Raw genomic sequence first — 16,570 nt, 5'->3', positions numbered from 1 at the left:
GTCAGGACGCCGCTACGAACAGCAGCCGGTCGCCGGGGCGAGCCTGCGCGACACGGTCGACATCGGCATCGAGGACGACGGCGATCACCGGATAACCGCCGGTGATCGGGTGATCGGCCAGGAAGACGACGGGCTGACCGCTCGGTGGCACCTGCACCGAGCCCAGCGCTACACCCTCGGAGGGCAATTCGCGGCCGATCGACCGCACCAGCGGGGGTCCGTCGGCGCGATCCAGCCGGGCGCCGACCCGGTCGGTGTCGGTGGAAACGATCCAGGAACCGCGGAACAGCTGATCGGGATCGGTGAACCAGTCCGCGCGCGGGCCCGGACACGCTCGGACCGTGAGCACTTTCGGCGGCAACGGAACCGGCGCGAATTCCACGGTCGGCAGGGTGCGCGGCGGGGGACCGACCGGCAACTGCGTGCCGACCACCAGCGGGTCGGGACCGATACCGGACAAGGTGTCGCGGCTACGCGAACCCAGCACCTTGGCCACATCGATACCGCCGCGCACCGCCACGTAGCTGCGCAGACCGGTGTTCGCGAGGCCGAGTCGCAGCACCTGGCCCTCGTCGAGTTCGAGCACACTCGCATGCCCGACCGGGGTGCCGTCGACGGTGGCGGGGGCGGGCGCGCCGGTGACCGCGACGGTGAGGTGACCGTCGGCTCGCAGGGCGAGGCCGCCGAGCAGTGCTTCGATGGCGGCGAAGTTCTCCGGATTGCCGACCAGCCGGTTCGCCAGCCGCAGCGACCCGCGGTCGGCCGCACCCGCCTGGCCGACGCCGGAATCGAACCAGCCCTGTCTGCCCAGGTCCTGCACTGTCGCGAGCGGCCCCACCCGTTCGATGAAGATCAGCATTCGATCTCTCCCCGATTCGCTGTCGAGGCGGCGCACCGTTGAGCAGCCCTTGATTTTCCGCCGAAGCAGCTATTCCTCGGAAGCGACGAACCTGATCGCCGAACCCGCCCGCACCAGCGCGGGTGGATCGCGGTCCACCGCCCACATTCGCAGATCGGTGGTGCCGATCAACTGCCAACCGCCCGGCGTGCCGCGCGGGTAGACCGCCGAATATCCGCCGGCCAGCGCCACCGCGCCCGCCGGGATGGCCGTGCGGGCATGGGTGCGGCGTGGCACCGTGAGCCTGCCGTCGGGCGAGGTGAGGTAGCCGAAACCGGGCGCGAAACCGACGAACGCGCACCGCCAGACAGTGCCGGTGTGCGCCGCGATCACCTCCGGGATCGACAGGTCGAGCAACCGGGCCACCTCGGGCAGGTCCGCGCCGTCGTAGTGCACCGGGATCTCCACGACCGCCTCGGTATCCGGCACTGTTCCACGGGAAACATCCGGCGAATCCGCTTGCGGTGGCTCGTGATCCAGCCGGTCGAGCAGCGCGACGAGTTCACGGCGGACCTGCACGCCATAACTCACCGAATGCATGGTGACCAGCACGGTTTCCGCCGCGGGCAGCACATCCTCGACACCGGCTATCGCGTGCACGCGCAGCGCGGAGGCCAACCGCTGTACCGGGCGCGGGTCGTCGAGGGTGATGAGCACGGCGCGGTCACCCGCGGGCCGGATCCGCGCGTTCCAATCGATGTCCATCGTGCCTCCCACCCCTCAGCTGAACGGCTCCACCGGTATCCCGGCTTCGTCGAGCGCCCCCCGGATCCGGCGGGCCATCTCGACGGCCGCCGGAGAGTCGCCGTGGACGCACACGCTGGCCACGGACACGGCGACCGTACCGGGACCGTCTACGGTACGCGCGGTCCCCGACAGCGCAAGAGTTGTCGCCTGGGCCACGGCGTCGTCGGCCGACAGCACCGCCCCGGCAACTCCGCGCGGGGCCAGCGAACCCGTTGCAGTGTAAGCCCGGTCGGCGAATCCCTCACCGACGAAACGCACCCGCTGAGCGGCCCGTTCCAGTTCGGTACCCGCCGGTCCGAGCAGCGCGAGACCGGGTTCGGCTTCGGCCACCGCGGCGACAAGGGCTTCGGCGAGCAGGCGATCGCGGGCGGCCGCGTGGTAGAGCGCGCCGTGCGGTTTCACATAGCGGACCCGGTCGCCCGCCGCCCGCGCGAAGGCCGCGAGCGCGCCGATCTGATAGAGCACCTCGTCGCGCAGATCGGCCGGGGCGATGGCGATATCGCGGCGGCCGAAACCGACCAGATCGCGATAGCCGACGTGCGCGCCGATCCGCACACCCTTGGCCACGGCGAGTTCGCAGGTGCGGCGCATGGTGGCCGGGTCGCCTGCATGGAAACCACACGCGATGTTCGCGCTGGTCACGATGTCGAGCATGGCGGCGTCGTCGCCCATCCGCCACGGGCCGAAGCCCTCGCCCAGATCACTGTTCAGGTCCAGCGGCATGTGATGCCCTCCGGTCTTCGCGGGTCACTCGCCGGGAATGTACCCCGGTATTTCGAGCATGAACGCACAGATTCATACCGTTATCACCCGGGGCGTGGTTCAGCAGGCGTACACGCGGACCTCGGTGGCCTTCACCGCGAAGTACACCCGCGCACCGATGGTGAGCTGGAGTTGGGCGACGGCCGCCGGGGTCAGATCGGCGCACAGGCCGGGAGCCCGCGGTGCGTCACCGCGGACTCGGACGATGCCGCCCCGGTCGGTGATCTCCGCGATGTCGACGGTGAAGACGTTGCGTGGGCTGCCGCCGGGCCGGGTGCGGAAGACCGACACCGCGGCCGGGGAGAACACCGCGGCCGCGCGGGCACCGGGTACGAAATCCCCGACAACGCGGCCGTCGACGCCGAGGTCTTCGACCAGCACAGTCCCGAAGGCCGGGGCCTGCTCGTCGAGGGGCGTACGCGGCATCGCCGGTTCATCGGCACCTGGCTGATCCGCTGAACTCGGCTGATCCCAGGATTGAGCCGCCGACGCGGGCAGCAGCGCCGACTCGACCCCGGTGCCGCGCAGGAGGTTGAGGCCGGCGACGCGGGCGGCGAAGGGGTTGCGCGGGTGCGACATCACCTCCGCGACCGGGCCGGACTCGACGACGCGGCCCGCCTCCAGAACGACGAGGCGGTCAGCGAGGGTGATGGCGTCGATGATGTCGTGGGTGACCAGGACGGCGCATCGGGGGTGGGCGCGGCCGGGTTCGTCGCGCAGGACACGACGCAGCAGGGTGCGCATGGCCGGGGCTACGTCGACGTCGAGCGCCGACATGGGTTCGTCGAGGAGCAGCAGGTCGGGGTCGACAGCGAGGGCGCGGGCCAGGGCGACGCGCTGGGCCTGGCCGCCGGAGAGGGCACCGGGGTGGCGGTCGGCGAAAGCGGTCGCGTCGACCGCGGTCAGCCAGTCTTCCGCGATTTTCCGGGCGGTGCGGGTGCTCGCGCCGCGGCTGCGCGGGCCGAACGCGACGTTGTCGCGCACGCTGAGGTGGGGGAACAGGAGCGGATCCTGGGCGAGGAGGGAGACGGCGCGTCGATGTGGCGGTAGCGCGATGCCTTCGGCGGTGTCGGTGAGGCTGCGATCGCCGAGTAGTACGTGGCCGTCGTCTGGGACGACCAGCCCGGCGATCACCTGGAGCAGACTGGATTTGCCGGCACCGTTGGGGCCGAGCACGGCAAGCACCTCGCCCGGGGCGACGTCGATCCGCACGTCGAGATCGCGGGCGGCGATCCGCGCCGATACCGACAGACCGGTCGGATGGTTCGACGCCGCAGCGGGCGAGAGCGCGGATTCCTCGGTCACTTCACGCCGCCGATCGCTCTCGCGGAGCACCGGCGCCGCTGCGCAGCTGGGTGCCGGGGATCGGGCTGGTGCGGCGGTAGGCGAGCAGGACGATCAGGACGGCGACGACGATCAGCACCACCGACAGGGCGACGGCCGCGTCGGGATCGGCTTCCCGCTGGAGGTAGATCTCCAGCGGGAGGGTGCGGGTGCGGCCTTGGAGACTGCCCGCGAAGGTGAGGGTGGCGCCGAATTCGCCGAGTGCGCGGGCGAAGGCGAGGACCGCGCCGGAGATCAGCGCGGGTCGAAGCAGGGGCAGGGTGATCCGCCACCAGACCGTATTCGGGCCCGCACCCAGCGTCGCGGCGATCTGCTCGTAGCGGCTACCCGCCGTCCGCAACGCCCCTTCGAGAGTGAGCACCAGAAAGGGCAGTGCCACAAAGGTTTGCGCCAGCACGACCGCGGTCGTGCTGAACGCGATCTGAATCCCCGCGGCTTCCAGGTGTTCGCCGAGCAGCCCCCGTCGGCCGAAGGTGTAGAGCAGCGCGATACCGCCGACCACCGGCGGTAATACCAAGGGCAACAACACCAGAGCGCGCAACACCGGCATCCCCGGCCACCGTGCCCGGGCCAGCACCGCCGCCATCGGCACCCCGAACACCAGGCACAGCACGGTGCTCGCGGTCGCGGTGCGCAGGCTCAACCACAGTGCGTCCCTTGATGCTTCGGTACTCACGAGCTCGACGAACCGACCCCACTCCACTCCCCAGGCCAACGCGGCCAGCGGGAGCACCACCAGCGCGAACCCGATGACGGCGGGCACCGGCAACCACCGAGGCAACCCGGTGCTCACGCGACACCGACCCCCGGCCGATCCGGAATCTTCACGACACCAGCCAACCAGCAGGCCCGGGCACGGCCCGCGCAACACGCGGCGATGCCGGGTCCGCCTGCGCCGCCGATGCCGACACCGATCACGGCGCGCCGAACCCCGCCGCGGCCAAGGCTGCCCGACCGGTGGGGCCGGTGACCAGTTCGGAGAATTTCTGCGCGTTCGCGGCTTGCTTCGAATCCGCCACCACGGCAATCGGATACGTGTTCACGGCCGCCGACGCCTCGGGCACCGCCACGACGCCCACCTTCGCGCCCGCGGCGGACGCATCGGTGACGTAGACGAAGCCGGCGTCGGCCTGGCCGGAGGTCACCTTGGTGAGAACATCGGCCACGGAGGACTCCTCACTCACCGGACGCAGCGTGGCGCCCGCGGCGTCGGCGACCTTCTTCGTCGCCCGGCCGCACGGAACCTGGGGAGCACAGACCACCAGGGTGGCGTCGGCGAGGTCGTTGATTCCGTTGATGCCCTTGGGATTTCCCGGTGCGGTGACCAAGGTGAGGACGTTGGTAGCGAAAGTGGCCGGGGCCGCGGTGATTCGGCCGCTCTGGACCGCCTTGTCCATGGTCGGCTGGTCGGCCGAGGCGAAAACATCAGCGGGAGCGCCCGCTTGGAGCTGGGCGGCCAGGTCCGACGAACCGGCGAACGAGAACTGCACATCCACACCGGGATTGGCGGTCTCGAAGTCCTTCTCCAAACCGGTGAACACGCTCTTCAGTGACGCCGCGGCGAACACGGTGAGCGTGGATTGCTCGGTATCGCCACTCCCGCAACCACTCACGGTGACCAGCACCAGCGCGGCACCGAGCGCGACCCGGCCGATCATTCGGCGGCCTTCTCGACCACCACTGTCGTGGCCTTGACGCTCGCCAGCGCGACGCTGCCCGGCTCGAGCCCCAGCTCGCGCACCGATTCGCTGCTCATCAGCGAAACCACCGTGAAAGGACCGCATTGCATCTCCACCTGTGCCATCACCGTGTCGGTCACCACGCGAGTGACCAGACCCGGAAACCGATTGCGTGCCGAACTGGCACTACCCACCTGGGTGTGTGGCGTGCGTGCCTGGTCGACGGCGTGTTCGGCCAGCTCCCGGCCGTCCAGCACCAGGCGGCCCGCGGCGTCCTTGGTCGCCGAGAGGGCGCCCGTGTCGATCCAGCGACGCACCGTGTCGTCGCTGACACCGAGCAGATCGGCCGCTTCCTTGATTCGCAGTTTCGCCACCCGATCAGAATATGTCCGCATATTCGGATGTAACAAGAAAACAACTCCGCACCTTCGGAAGCAACCGGTGGTGATATCCCATAAACGGGTCACACTTCATGGCCACCGGCGACGCGGCCAAGTACGCTCGGAGCCATCATGGCCACGTATTTCGATCCGAAGTCCTGGTCACTGGCAGGCGCTGTCGATATGGGCAAACGTCTGCTCGACCCGTCATGGATCGACCAGTGGCTCGGCTTCACCACGTCCTGGGCCGACCCCTTTGCCGACCTCGGTTCCGGCACCGTCACCGCGCTCATGCCCGATGTGCTGATGACCGTGCTCAGCGAGGGCATCCTCAGCCGTTTCGGCGGCCAGGAGATCAGTGCCACGCTGCTCGGGCACGACCTCACCGCCACCCTCGACACGTTCAAGCTGCGCAGACGCAGCGCTCACTTCCAGAGCAAGACCGTGCTGTCGAACCTGGTCTGGGACTCACATCCGTTCGACACGGTCACCGTGGTCGCGCACGGTGTGCGGCTGATTCCCGGTGTGCCGACCAAGGTCCGGGTCCAGCAACTCGACATCGAGGGCGCCATCGGCATCGGCGCGCTGGCGGACTGGGTGGACGCCCAGAACCTGGATTGGCGGGTGCGCCTCGACCAGCGCGGACAGATCGTCGCGACGCATCGCACGCGCAAGATGCGGGCGGTCGTCGACGGGCAGGTCTACGACAACCTGCTCACCCTCGACATCCGCAAGGCCAGTTGGTACGGCATCCGGCTCCCCAAGCGCGTGGTGCCCGCGCCCGCGCTACTGCTCGACGACCTGCCCAACCGGGCCAGCATCTCCTACGCGCACCGGCGCGGTGACGTGGTGAAATTCCGGCTCGAACTGCCCGAGACCACCGGCTCGTTCGACCTGACCCAGATCCGCGACGCCATCATCGCGGGAACAACGCTGATCGTCTTCTGATCAGTTCTGCGTGGCCCACCATTCCCGCAGGGCGGCTTCGGCCTCGTCGCGCGTCATCGGGCCGCGGTCGAGTCGCAGATCCTTCAGGTACTTCCATGCCTTACCGACCTGCGGCCCCGGCGGCAGGCCGAGCAGTTCCATGATCGCGTTGCCGTCCAGATCCGGGCGCACCCGGGCCAGGTCCTCCTGCTCACGCAGCGCCGCGATCCGCTCCTCCAGCTCGTCGTAGGTCGAGCGCAGGGCCGCGGCGCGGCGCTTGTTGCGGGTGGTGCAGTCGGCGCGCACGAGCTTGTGCAGGCGTTCGAGCAGGTCGTCGGCGTCGGTGACGTATCGGCGCACCGCCGAATCGGTCCACTGTCCCTTGCCGTAACCGTGGAAACGCAGGTGCAGGAACACCAGGCGCGCAACCTCTTCGGTGAACGCCTTCGGGTACTTCAGCGCTCGCATCCGCTTGCGCACCATCTTCGCGCCGACCACCTCGTGGTGGTGGAAGCTCACGCCGCCCGCGGGCTCGTTGCGTTTGGTGTCGGGCTTGCCGATGTCGTGCAGCAGTGCCGCCCAGCGCAATACCAGGTCGGCGTCGCCTTCCTCCTGGTCGATCGCCTGCTGCAGCACGGTCAGCGAATGCTGGTACACGTCCTTGTGCTGGTGGTGCTCGTCGATCTCGAGCTTCATCGCGGGCACCTCGGGCAGCACGCGCTGCGCCAGTCCGGTGTCGCACATGAGGTTGATGCCGTCGATCGGGTGGTCGGCGCCGATCAGTTTGTCGAGTTCGGCGCGCACCCGCTCGGCGGTGATCCGGTCGATCTGATCGGCCATCTCGATGATCGCCGCACGCACCCGCGGCGCGACCTCGAAACCCAGCTGGGCGACGAAGCGCGCGGCCCGCAGCATCCGCAGCGGATCGTCGTCGAACGAATCCTGTGGCGCCGCAGGAGTATCCAGCACGCCTTCGAGCAGCGCTTCGATCCCGTTGAGCGGGTCGACGAATTCCAGCGACCCGTCGGCGGCGATCTTGACCGCCATCGCGTTCACCGTGAAATCGCGGCGCACCAGGTCACCCTCGAGTGAGTCGCCGAAGGTGACCTCGGGATTACGCGAGACCCGGTCGTAGGTATCGGCGCGGAAGGTGGTGATCTCGAGCTGCTGATCTTTCTTGGCCGCGCTGACCGTACCGAAGGCCAAGCCGCCGGTATCCCACAGGTGGTCGGCCCACCCACGCATCAGCTCCTGCACGACCTCCGGCCGCGCGTCGGTGGTGAAATCCAGGTCGTTGCCGAGCCGGCCGAGCACCGCGTCACGCACGCTGCCACCGACCAGATAAAGACTGTGCCCCTTCTCGGCGAACATCGCCCCCAACGGCGTCAAAACATCATTGAGCTGCCCCAAAGTCACCGCCGCCCCCGCCAGCAGGCGAGCACGACGATCCGCCACAGCATCAGGGACAACATCGGGGGAAACCACGAACGTCGACTTTACCGACCCGGTCCAATCGATTGCGCCCCTGCCGCCTCTGAGCGCCCCCAACTGCGGGACACCAGGGGGCGCAAACCCCGCGGCACCGCAGGTGCCGCAAAAACAAACCCAGCTAAGCTGGCGAGGTGTCTCCTCCGGCCGATCGCGCGAACAGTCGACGCCGCCAGCCGCGGCGGCGCGGTTCGGCGAACAACGCCGGCAAACCCCGCATGCGCACCGTGCGGGAAACCTCGGCGGGCGGCCTGGTCGTCGAAGGGCTCGACGGCCCCAAGGAACAGCGCACCGCCGCGCTGATCGGGCGCACCGACCGTCGCGGACGACTGTTGTGGTCGCTGCCCAAAGGGCATATCGAAGAGGGCGAGACCTCCGAGCAGACCGCGATCCGCGAAGTCGCCGAGGAAACCGGAATCGACGGGGAAGTGGTCGCCGAGCTCGGCAGCATCGATTACTGGTTCGTCACCGAGGGCAGACGGGTACACAAGACCGTGCACCATTTTCTGCTGCGGTGTCTGGGCGGTGAGCTGTCCGACGCCGACGTCGAAGTGACCCAGGTTGCGTGGGTTCCGTTGAGCGAGTTGGATTCCCGACTGGCCTACGCCGACGAACGGCGGTTGGCCGAAGTGGCGAACCGATTGATCGACCGGATGGAGACCGGCAAGCGATGACGGGTGGACTGATCCGGCTGATCACGGCGGTCCTGACCATCTTGGGTTCGATGACGCTGCTGCCCGCGGTCGCGCACGCTCAAACGGACGGGTCGGGAACGCCGAAGTTTCTCAAGCTGACCCTGGACGCGGTGGCGCCGGGCACGGTCACCACCGGCAGCGACCCGAAGCTGACCATCTCCGGCACAGTCACCAATATCGGCGACCGGGTCGTCGACGACGTGAGCGTGCGGATCCAACGGGCCGCCGCGGTGGCTTCGCCGAGTGGGTTGCGCAGTTCGCTACGGCTGGACCAGGTGAACTACGAGGTGACCGGTCCGTTCCAGGATGTGGCGCCGCAGTTGAGTCCCGGTCAGCGCAAACAGTTCTCGGTGAGCATCGCGTTGCGCGCGGGCTCGGAGGCATCGCTCGGGCTCACCGATCCCGGGGTGTATCCGCTGCTGCTCAACGTCAACGGTGAACCCGCCTACGGCACCCAGGCCAGGCTCGACGACGCGCGCTTCCTGCTCCCCGTCCTCGGACTGCCGCCGACCGGTGTGGACGGCAGCGCGGAACCGGCGGTGACACCGCCGCCGGAAGCGTCACCGATCGCGACCACGATGATCTGGCCGCTGGCCGACCGGCCGCGCATGGTCGCGGGCAAGCCCGGCTCGGTGAACGGCCAGGCCGAACTGCTCGATGACGAACTGGCGGCCTCGGTCGGCAAGGGCGGGCGGCTCGAACAGCTCGTCGCCGCGCTGGAATCGGTGGTGCCCGCGCCGGGCAAGGACAGAAGTGTGGCCGGATCGGTGTGTATCGCCATCGATCCGGACCTGGTCTCGACCGTGCAGACGATGACGCGCGGCTATCGGGTGCTGGCCAGTCCGTCGGATCCGAGCGGGGCGACCAGGGAAGGGACCGGGGCGGCCAACGCGCAAGCCTGGCTCGACCGGTTGCGTGCGCTGGCCGGGTCGATGTGCACGGTGGCCCTGCCGTTCGCGCAGGTCGACGTGTCGGCACTGGCCGCGGTGAACGATCCGGGTCTGTCGGCGCGGGCCCTGCTCGCGCCCGCCGACGTCGTGGACTCGATCCTCGGCACGCAGTCGCTGCGCGGGGTGAGCCTGCCCGATTCGGGCAGCATCGACGATCCGGCCGGGCTGTTGTTGCGCGAGCACGGATACGGCACGGCGGTGCTGGCCGGTTCCGCGGTGTCGGGTGACGGGTCGCCCGCCGATACCGACAACGCGCTCACCTCCGCCCCGACCACGCTCACCCCCGATGTGGTCGTCGGTGGGGAACAGTCCGCGCCCGATGTCGTGCGGGTGCCGGGCGTGAGCGTGGAACCGCCCGCCGGCGCCGCCGCCGGGACCGATCCCGCGCTGCGGGTGACCACCTTCGACATCTGGTCGGCGACCGCGCTGGCCGCGGTCGGCTCGAACCCCCCGACGCCGTCGTTCACACCGTCGAAGGTGCGGTTCGACGTCACCAACGACTCACGCGCGGCCCGGTTGCAGGACGCGCTCGGCGCGATGGCCTGGAGTGCGCTCAATCCGTCGCCGGACCGGCCGCGCTCGCAGCTGCTGATGCCACCGCAGCAGTGGGGTGCCAGCCGGGAGGAGGGCGTCGCGCTGCTCAAGCAGGTCGAACTGCTCACCCGCAACAACCTCGCCGGCCCGCGCAGCTTCACCGACCTCGTCACACAGGCACCCGACCCGCGGCCGTTCGCGCTGGAGTATCTGCCGCGCGCCGCCCAGGACGCCGCGCCGGAACAGTTCATCGGACCGGTGCACGACCAGGGCGCCCGGGTGACCGAGCTGATGCGCGCGCTGGTCGAACTGCCCGAATCCGAGCTCACCCCGCACGCGTTCCTCACCCCGGCACGCGAGGATCTGCTGCGCGCGCTGAGCCTGTCCGACCGCAGGGCCGACAACGACACGCTCGCCGACCTGCACGCCCAGCGGCGCATCGACCAGGCGACCCGCGAACTGGACACGATGTTCTCCTCGGTCTCGGTGCTGCCACCGGGCGGGGTGTACACGCTGGCCTCCGAGCAGAGCCCGTTGTTGCTGGTGGCGCGCAATGAACTGCCCGTCGCCATCCGGGTGATGTTCCGGATCGAAGCGCCCGCCGAGACGAACATCACCGATATCGGCGAACAGCTGCTTCCGCCGTCCGGGACCCGGTCGTTCCAGATCCCGACCGAGGTGAGCGACAGCCGTAAGCTGGTCATTCCGATCGCCCTTACCACCCCGGACGGGATAGCGCTAGGAGAGGCGACCTCGGTCTCGGTGCGCTCGAACGCCTACGGTCAGGCCCTGGCCATAATTACCGCATGTGCCGCGATACTGCTGTTGCTGCTGGCCGGGCGCCGACTGCTGCGGCGGTTCCGCGGACAGCCCGACCCCGCCGACGAAGGGTTCACCCCGGAGACGGTCGAACGGGCGGGTCGACTGCGGCGGGCACGTCAGCGGCTGCAACGGCAGTGAACACCCGCGCCTGACGCGCGGTCAGGGCACCATGACAGACAAGGACGAGAGTGGCACTGGTGAGCGAAACGCTCATCGGACCGGCGGGATTCGCGGGTTACGCCGGGTACAGGAGGCATGATGGGCGACGATGATTCCGCTCATCGGCGTGACCACGACGACGACCCGACCCTGCGCCGGGCGCCCAGTGCTCCGTGGGAACGCGGGATGACGGCCGGACAGGACGCCGACCGCGACGAGGCTGCACAGCACGTGGATCGGCGGCCCGGCGCGCCTGGTCATCGACCGGACCCCGCGCCTCGCGATGGCCGACCGCCGGTACGCCCCGGTGATCCGGCGTTCGAACAGCCCGGTGGATTTCGTCAGCCGGGGAATCGGCCCGCGGTGGATCTGCCCGGCGCGCCACGTCATCCCGGTGAGCGGCCCGCCGCGCCAGGTCCTCGGCCCGGCGTGCGCCCCGAACAGGCCGGATACCGTCCCGGGCCGGATCACGGCGCCGCGCCGGCTCCCGGTCGCCCCACTGAACAGCCACCGGCCGGGTTCCGCCCGGCACAGGGTCAGCCACGCCCGGCCGACTACCGCCCGGATCAGCAGCGCCCGCCCCAGGGCGACCGCCAAGGGCGCGGGCCCGCTCCACGTCAACGACCGCCCGGCCAGGCGAATCGTTCGGGTGAATTCCCGCAGCAGCAACGTCCCGGACCGCCGCCGCGCCCCGGTGTAGGCGGCCCTCCCGGCGCACCGCAGCCTCCTGCCGGTCCGCCCGGCCTGCCCCCGCGCCCCCCTGCTTACGGGCCGGACGGTCGCCCTGTACCTCCCCAGCAACGCCACGCACCTGGTTCCGGCGCGCGCTCGGGCGAATTCCCGCAACAGCAGCGCCCCGGACCTGGTTCCGCCGGCCGTTCGGGCGAATTCCCGCAACAGCAGCGCCCCGGACCTGGTTCCGCCGGGCGCTCGGGTGAGTTTCCGCAGCAGCAACGTCCCGGACCGGACGGGTTCGCCCCGCGGCGATCCGGGCCGAACCCGTCGGGCGAGTTCCCCCAGCAACGACCGGTCCCGCCGCGCGGTGGGCAGTCCGGCGCCATTCCGAGACAGGATCGGCCCGATCAGGCCGGTGGCCGCAGGCAAACTCCGCCGGAGCAGGGACGTCCAATGCCGTCGCGGGGGAGTTTCCCCGGGATGCCCGCCGCGGACCCCGCCCGGGATGGCCGCCAGGCAGGCGCCGGATTCGGCGATCGTGGACGGAACGCGAGCGGTGTGCCCGCCGGCGATCGGTCAGCGGAGCGGACTCAGGTCATCGCCCGGCCGAAGAAGGTAGCGGCCGAACCTGCCGCCAAGGCGGGCGGCGCCCCGATGAGTGCCAACGCGAAGCTGCTCAAGGACTCGGGTTCGATCGCCGTCGCGACGCTGATCAGCCGGATCACCGGATTCGCCAAGCAGCTGCTGTTGCTGACCGTGCTCGGTCCGGCCATCGCGAGTGCGTTCATCTCGGCGAACCTGATCCCGAACATGGTCGCCGAGCTCGTCCTCGGCGCCGTGCTCACCGCCATCGTCGTGCCGACCCTGATCCGCGCCGAGCAGGAGGACGCCGACAACGGCGCCGCGTTCGTGCGCAGATTGGTGACAGCGGCCTTCACCGTGCTGTTCGTCGCCACGGTGCTCACCTTGGCGGCCACGCCGATCCTGGCCGGTCACGTGCTCGTCTCCTCCGACGGCAAGGTGAATACGAACCTGACCGTCGCGCTGACCTACCTACTGGCACCCGCGCTGCTCTTCTATGGCATGTCCGCGCTGTTCACCGCGATCCTCAACACCAGACAGGCGTTCAAACCGGGTGCGTGGGCACCCGTGATGAACAATGTGGTCGCGTTGACGGTGCTGGCGGTCTACGCGCTGACACCCGGCGAGATCACGCTCGACCCGGTGCGCATGAGCGACCCGAAACTGCTGGTCCTCGGCCTCGGCATCACCGCGGGCGTGGCGACACAGGCGCTCTGCCTGCTGCCCGCGATCCGCAGGCACGGGATCAACCTGCGTCCGCTGTGGGGAGTCGACGCGCGGCTCAAGCAGTTCGGCAAGATGGGCATCGCGATCATCTTGTACGTGCTGATCAGCCAGGTCGGCTTGGTGGTCGCGAACAACATCGCCTCCTCGGCCGACGAAGCGGGTCCCGCGATCTTCGCGAACGCGTGGGCGCTGTTGCAGCTGCCCTACGGCGTGATCGGGGTAACCCTGCTCACCGCGATCATGCCGAGGCTGAGCCGCAGCGCCGCCGACGACGACACCCCCGCCGTGGTCGACGACCTGTCCGTAGCCACGCGACTCACGATGATCGCGATGCTGCCGATCGTCACCTTCATGACGCTCGCGGGCCCGGAGATCGGCCAGGCGCTCTACGGCTACGCGCGATTCTCCGGTGACGCCGAACGGCTCGGCAGCGCGGTGAGCTGGTCGGCGTTCTCGCTCATCCCGTATTCGCTCGTACTCATCCATCTGCGGGTGTTCTATGCGCGCGAGCAGGCATGGACACCGACCTGGATCATCCTCGGCATCACGACGATCAAGATCCTGATCTCGGCGCTGGCACCGGTCATCGCCCGCGACAGCGACGACGTGGTGATCGTTCTCGGTGTCGCCACCGGCCTCGGATTCACCGCGGGCGCGGTGATCGGCGGCGTGCTGCTGCACCGCAGCCTCGGCGACCTGCGAATGGTCAATGTCGGCCGAACTGTGACCAGAGTGTTGCTCGCCTCGATCGCGGGCGGCGCGGTGATGCTGATCGTCGACTCGGTGACCGGACTCGACCGTGTCTCCGGCGGCGCGGGCTCGCTGCTGCGCGTTGTCGTCGATTCGCTGGTCATGTTCTCGGTGGCCTTCGGCCTGATGCGTCTGGCCGGTATCCCCGAGGTCGTCGCCATCACCGTGGCGATCTCGCGCAAGCTCGGCATCACCCCGCCCGCGCCGGATCTCGGACTCGACGACACCCCGGCAGACGACATCTACGCGACCACCGTCCTGCGCCGTCCCGATACCTACGGATTCCCCGCATATGGGCAGTCTTTGGACACCCAGACCATGGTGCTTCCCGTCATTCGACCGGGCGCTGTTGACAGCACCGGTAAAGCACAGTTCCCGTACGCTGTTCCGCAGACCGACACGGGTTTTCAGGCCGAAGGAGGACCGAGGGTGAGCGATGACGCGGTGGGCGGCGTCCCGGCCGCTGATTCTGCGGCGCGCGCGGCAGCAGGAATGTCCACCGAGGTCGGGCCCGATGCGCCGAACTCGACGGATTCCGAACATACCGACGCGCCAGACGAAGGCGATACGCACGAAGACGACGCACGTTCGGCCATGCCGCCGCACGATCCGACGTACGACACCGGCATGCTGCCGATTCCCCCGCAGGTGCCCCCGAGCGCGGCGGCCAACCGTGGACAGCGTGGCCCCAAGCTCATCCCCGGCGCGTCCGTCGCCGGTGGCCGGTACCGATTGCTGGCCGGTCACGGGGGTGCGCGCGGGCTGAAGTTCTGGCAGGCACTCGATATCAAGCTCGATCGCGAGGTCGCGCTGACCTTCGTGGACGCGGATCAGACCTCGGGCGAGAACTCCGGTCACGACGGCCCGCAGGCGGTGCTGTCGCGCACGCTGCGATTGGGCAGGATCAATTCGCCCGGCCTGGCCAGGGTGCTCGACGTGGTCCGTGGCAGCTCCGGCGGCATCGTCGTGGCCGAGTGGACCCCCGGTCGTTCGCTGCGTGAGATGGCCGAGACCGTGCCGTCGCCGGTCGGCGCGGCGCGGGCCATCAGGGCGCTCGCCTCGGCGGCCGAACTCGCGCACCGTGGCGGCGGCTCGCTGTCGATCGATCACCCCGATCGGATCCGGATCAGTGCCTCCGGTGACGCCGTCCTCGCGTTCCCCGGCACCCTCGGCGATTCCGACGCGCAAGGCGACGTCCGCGGCCTCGGCGCGATGCTCTACGCCCTGATCACCGCACGCTGGCCGATTCGCGTCGGCGGTGTCACCGGGTCGGCGGCCACCATCGGCGGCCTGCGACTGGCCGATTTCGGGCCGGACGGCACGCCGGTGGAACCGCGGCAGATCCGGCCGGAGGTGCCGTTCGAGATCTCGGCCGTCGCGGTTCGCTCGCTGGAATCCAACAAGGGCGTGCGCACCGCTGCCACCGTGCAGCACGTGCTCGAGCAGGCCTCGGTCGTCGATCAGAAGACCGACTTCATTCCGGTCTTACGTCTGGGTCAGCGGGCTGTGGCCCCCGGTGCCGATTCACTCGCCGACCCGGAACTGCTCGCGGCCGAGCGGGAACGCTCCAAGCGGATGATGTGGATCATGGTCGGCCTCGGCGTGCTCGCCGCGCTGGTGGTCGGCGTGCTGATCTGGTGGATGGTCAGCATCTTCGCGCCCGGCGCGTCGGACAAGCCGCTGGACCAGCAGATCAATATCGGCCTCACCTCGAGTGTGGCTCCGCCCGCGGCGTCCGCACCGCCCGCCGACGACCCCGCGGCACCGCCGACGAGTGTGCCGGTGCCGGTCACCGGTGCCGCGGTGTTCTCCCCGGAGGGCACCCCCGACGGCGCCGCGGCGGCGGGCGCGGTGCTCGACCACAACGCGGCGACGGTGTGGCGCACCGATCAGTACTTCCAGCAGTTCCCCGCCCTCAAGAAGGGCGTGGGGCTGCTGGCCACGCTGCCGACGCCGGCCAAGCTCACCAATGTGTCGATCACCTCACCCAGTGCGGGCAGCACGGTCGAGATCCGTACCTCGCCCACCGAGGCGCCCACGCTCGACCAGACCCAGCTGATCGGTTCGGCCAAGCTCGGTGACGGCGTCACCGATATCGCCGTGCAGACCGATCAGGCCGCTCGTTTCGTGCTCGTCTGGATCACCGGACTGGCGAATTCCGGCGGTCAGTTCCAGACCGCGATCGCCGACGTCCGCTTCGACGCGGCCCCTTAGTCTCATCGCGCCGTAAAACCCTCCCACCTCTGCTATCTGCGCAGGTGGTCGATCATTTCCGGGCCCATTGCCGATCTTCATCGAACCGCGGTCCGGTTGGTGCGTAATTGTTATCAACGATATGATCCCCCCGCGCTCTCGGTTGAGAGTTACCCAGGATTTGTTGACGTCGATCCTGGACGTCGCGTTGTAGTCAGGTGATGGATCGGCCTTGTTCGTCGGCTCGAAGTCGCCGTAA

Annotated in this window: 13 protein-coding genes; 4 read left to right on the top strand and 9 right to left on the bottom strand. The window is 69.4% G+C overall.

Translation table 11 applies throughout. The features are described 5' to 3' along the window. Position 1 precedes the first annotated feature (1 nt). The 7 genes from ACFVVI_RS18055 to ACFVVI_RS18025 form a co-directional block, all read right to left on the bottom strand. The gene (locus tag ACFVVI_RS18055) at positions 2 to 859 is read right to left on the bottom strand and encodes a biotin-dependent carboxyltransferase family protein (protein ID WP_378989359.1); all 858 of its coding nucleotides are present in this window, start codon (positions 857 to 859) and stop codon (positions 2 to 4) included. 69 nt (positions 860 to 928) lie between these two features. Then, positions 929 to 1,603, bottom strand: coding sequence for an allophanate hydrolase subunit 1 (locus tag ACFVVI_RS18050; RefSeq protein WP_378989360.1), 675 nt, complete (start codon positions 1,601 to 1,603; stop codon positions 929 to 931). 15 nt (positions 1,604 to 1,618) lie between these two features. After that, on the bottom strand, positions 1,619 to 2,368 hold the full coding sequence (locus ACFVVI_RS18045) for a LamB/YcsF family protein (protein WP_378989361.1): 750 nt from the start codon (positions 2,366 to 2,368) through the stop codon (positions 1,619 to 1,621). Positions 2,369 to 2,467: 99 nt separating this feature from the next. Beyond that, on the bottom strand, positions 2,468 to 3,712 hold the full coding sequence (locus ACFVVI_RS18040) for a sulfate/molybdate ABC transporter ATP-binding protein (protein ID WP_387446037.1): 1,245 nt from the start codon (positions 3,710 to 3,712) through the stop codon (positions 2,468 to 2,470). A 1-nt stretch (position 3,713) separates the two neighbouring features. Beyond that, complete coding sequence (locus ACFVVI_RS18035) at positions 3,714 to 4,544, bottom strand: ABC transporter permease (protein WP_378989363.1); 831 nt, start codon at positions 4,542 to 4,544, stop codon at positions 3,714 to 3,716. A 121-nt stretch (positions 4,545 to 4,665) separates the two neighbouring features. Next, positions 4,666 to 5,409: a molybdate ABC transporter substrate-binding protein gene (modA, locus tag ACFVVI_RS18030; RefSeq protein ID WP_387446036.1), complete on the bottom strand. Its 744-nt coding sequence runs from the start codon at positions 5,407 to 5,409 to the stop codon at positions 4,666 to 4,668. Then, a complete protein-coding gene (locus tag ACFVVI_RS18025; protein ID WP_387446035.1) occupies positions 5,406 to 5,804 on the bottom strand; it encodes a molybdopterin-binding protein in 399 nt (132 codons plus the stop codon). The genes modA and ACFVVI_RS18025 overlap by 4 nt, the downstream gene beginning before the upstream one ends. A 138-nt stretch (positions 5,805 to 5,942) precedes the next feature. On the opposite strand from ACFVVI_RS18025, the gene ACFVVI_RS18020 reads away from it, so the two are divergent. After that, entirely contained in the window at positions 5,943 to 6,758 is an 816-nt protein-coding gene (locus ACFVVI_RS18020; protein ID WP_387446034.1) for a hypothetical protein, read from the top strand. Here the strand turns inward: ACFVVI_RS18020 and ACFVVI_RS18015 are convergent, their stop codons facing one another. Further along, positions 6,759 to 8,222: a CCA tRNA nucleotidyltransferase gene (locus ACFVVI_RS18015; protein ID WP_387446033.1), complete on the bottom strand. Its 1,464-nt coding sequence runs from the start codon at positions 8,220 to 8,222 to the stop codon at positions 6,759 to 6,761. Between the two features lie 221 nt (positions 8,223 to 8,443). Here ACFVVI_RS18015 and ACFVVI_RS18010 point away from each other — a divergent pair, with 221 nt between their 5' ends. Both ACFVVI_RS18010 and ACFVVI_RS18005 read left to right on the top strand, forming a co-directional pair. Beyond that, on the top strand, positions 8,444 to 8,899 hold the full coding sequence (locus ACFVVI_RS18010) for an NUDIX hydrolase (RefSeq protein WP_228536794.1): 456 nt from the start codon (positions 8,444 to 8,446) through the stop codon (positions 8,897 to 8,899). Next, positions 8,896 to 11,364 carry a DUF6049 family protein gene (locus tag ACFVVI_RS18005; protein ID WP_378989367.1) on the top strand — a complete coding sequence of 823 codons (2,469 nt, stop codon included), beginning with the start codon at positions 8,896 to 8,898 and terminating at the stop codon, positions 11,362 to 11,364. Before ACFVVI_RS18010 ends, ACFVVI_RS18005 begins: the two co-directional genes overlap by 4 nt. A 72-nt stretch (positions 11,365 to 11,436) precedes the next feature. Here the strand turns inward: ACFVVI_RS18005 and ACFVVI_RS18000 are convergent, their stop codons facing one another. Then, positions 11,437 to 12,054, bottom strand: a complete 618-nt coding sequence (locus tag ACFVVI_RS18000) for a hypothetical protein (protein WP_387446032.1) — start codon at positions 12,052 to 12,054, stop codon at positions 11,437 to 11,439. 660 nt (positions 12,055 to 12,714) lie between these two features. On the opposite strand from ACFVVI_RS18000, the gene ACFVVI_RS17995 reads away from it, so the two are divergent. Further along, positions 12,715 to 16,332 carry a murein biosynthesis integral membrane protein MurJ gene (locus ACFVVI_RS17995; RefSeq protein ID WP_387446175.1) on the top strand — a complete coding sequence of 1,206 codons (3,618 nt, stop codon included), beginning with the start codon at positions 12,715 to 12,717 and terminating at the stop codon, positions 16,330 to 16,332. The last annotated feature ends 238 nt before the right edge of the window (positions 16,333 to 16,570 follow it).

Source organism: Nocardia sp. NPDC058114 (assembly GCF_042884695.1).
GTDB lineage: Bacteria > Actinomycetota > Actinomycetes > Mycobacteriales > Mycobacteriaceae > Nocardia.
Note: the sequence above shows the minus strand (reverse complement) of the source record. Positions and strands in the feature narration are given on the sequence as shown.

Coding starts and splice junctions, on each gene's coding strand:
- ACFVVI_RS17995 (WP_387446175.1), top strand. CDS start 12,715: ATGAGTGCCAACGCGAAGCTGCTCAAGGACTCGGGTTCGATCGCCGTC.
- ACFVVI_RS18055 (WP_378989359.1), bottom strand. CDS start 859: ATGCTGATCTTCATCGAACGGGTGGGGCCGCTCGCGACAGTGCAGGAC.
- ACFVVI_RS18005 (WP_378989367.1), top strand. CDS start 8,896: ATGACGGGTGGACTGATCCGGCTGATCACGGCGGTCCTGACCATCTTG.
- ACFVVI_RS18010 (WP_228536794.1), top strand. CDS start 8,444: ATGCGCACCGTGCGGGAAACCTCGGCGGGCGGCCTGGTCGTCGAAGGG.
- ACFVVI_RS18020 (WP_387446034.1), top strand. CDS start 5,943: ATGGCCACGTATTTCGATCCGAAGTCCTGGTCACTGGCAGGCGCTGTC.
- ACFVVI_RS18050 (WP_378989360.1), bottom strand. CDS start 1,603: ATGGACATCGATTGGAACGCGCGGATCCGGCCCGCGGGTGACCGCGCC.
- modA (WP_387446036.1), bottom strand. CDS start 5,409: ATGATCGGCCGGGTCGCGCTCGGTGCCGCGCTGGTGCTGGTCACCGTG.
- ACFVVI_RS18045 (WP_378989361.1), bottom strand. CDS start 2,368: ATGCCGCTGGACCTGAACAGTGATCTGGGCGAGGGCTTCGGCCCGTGG.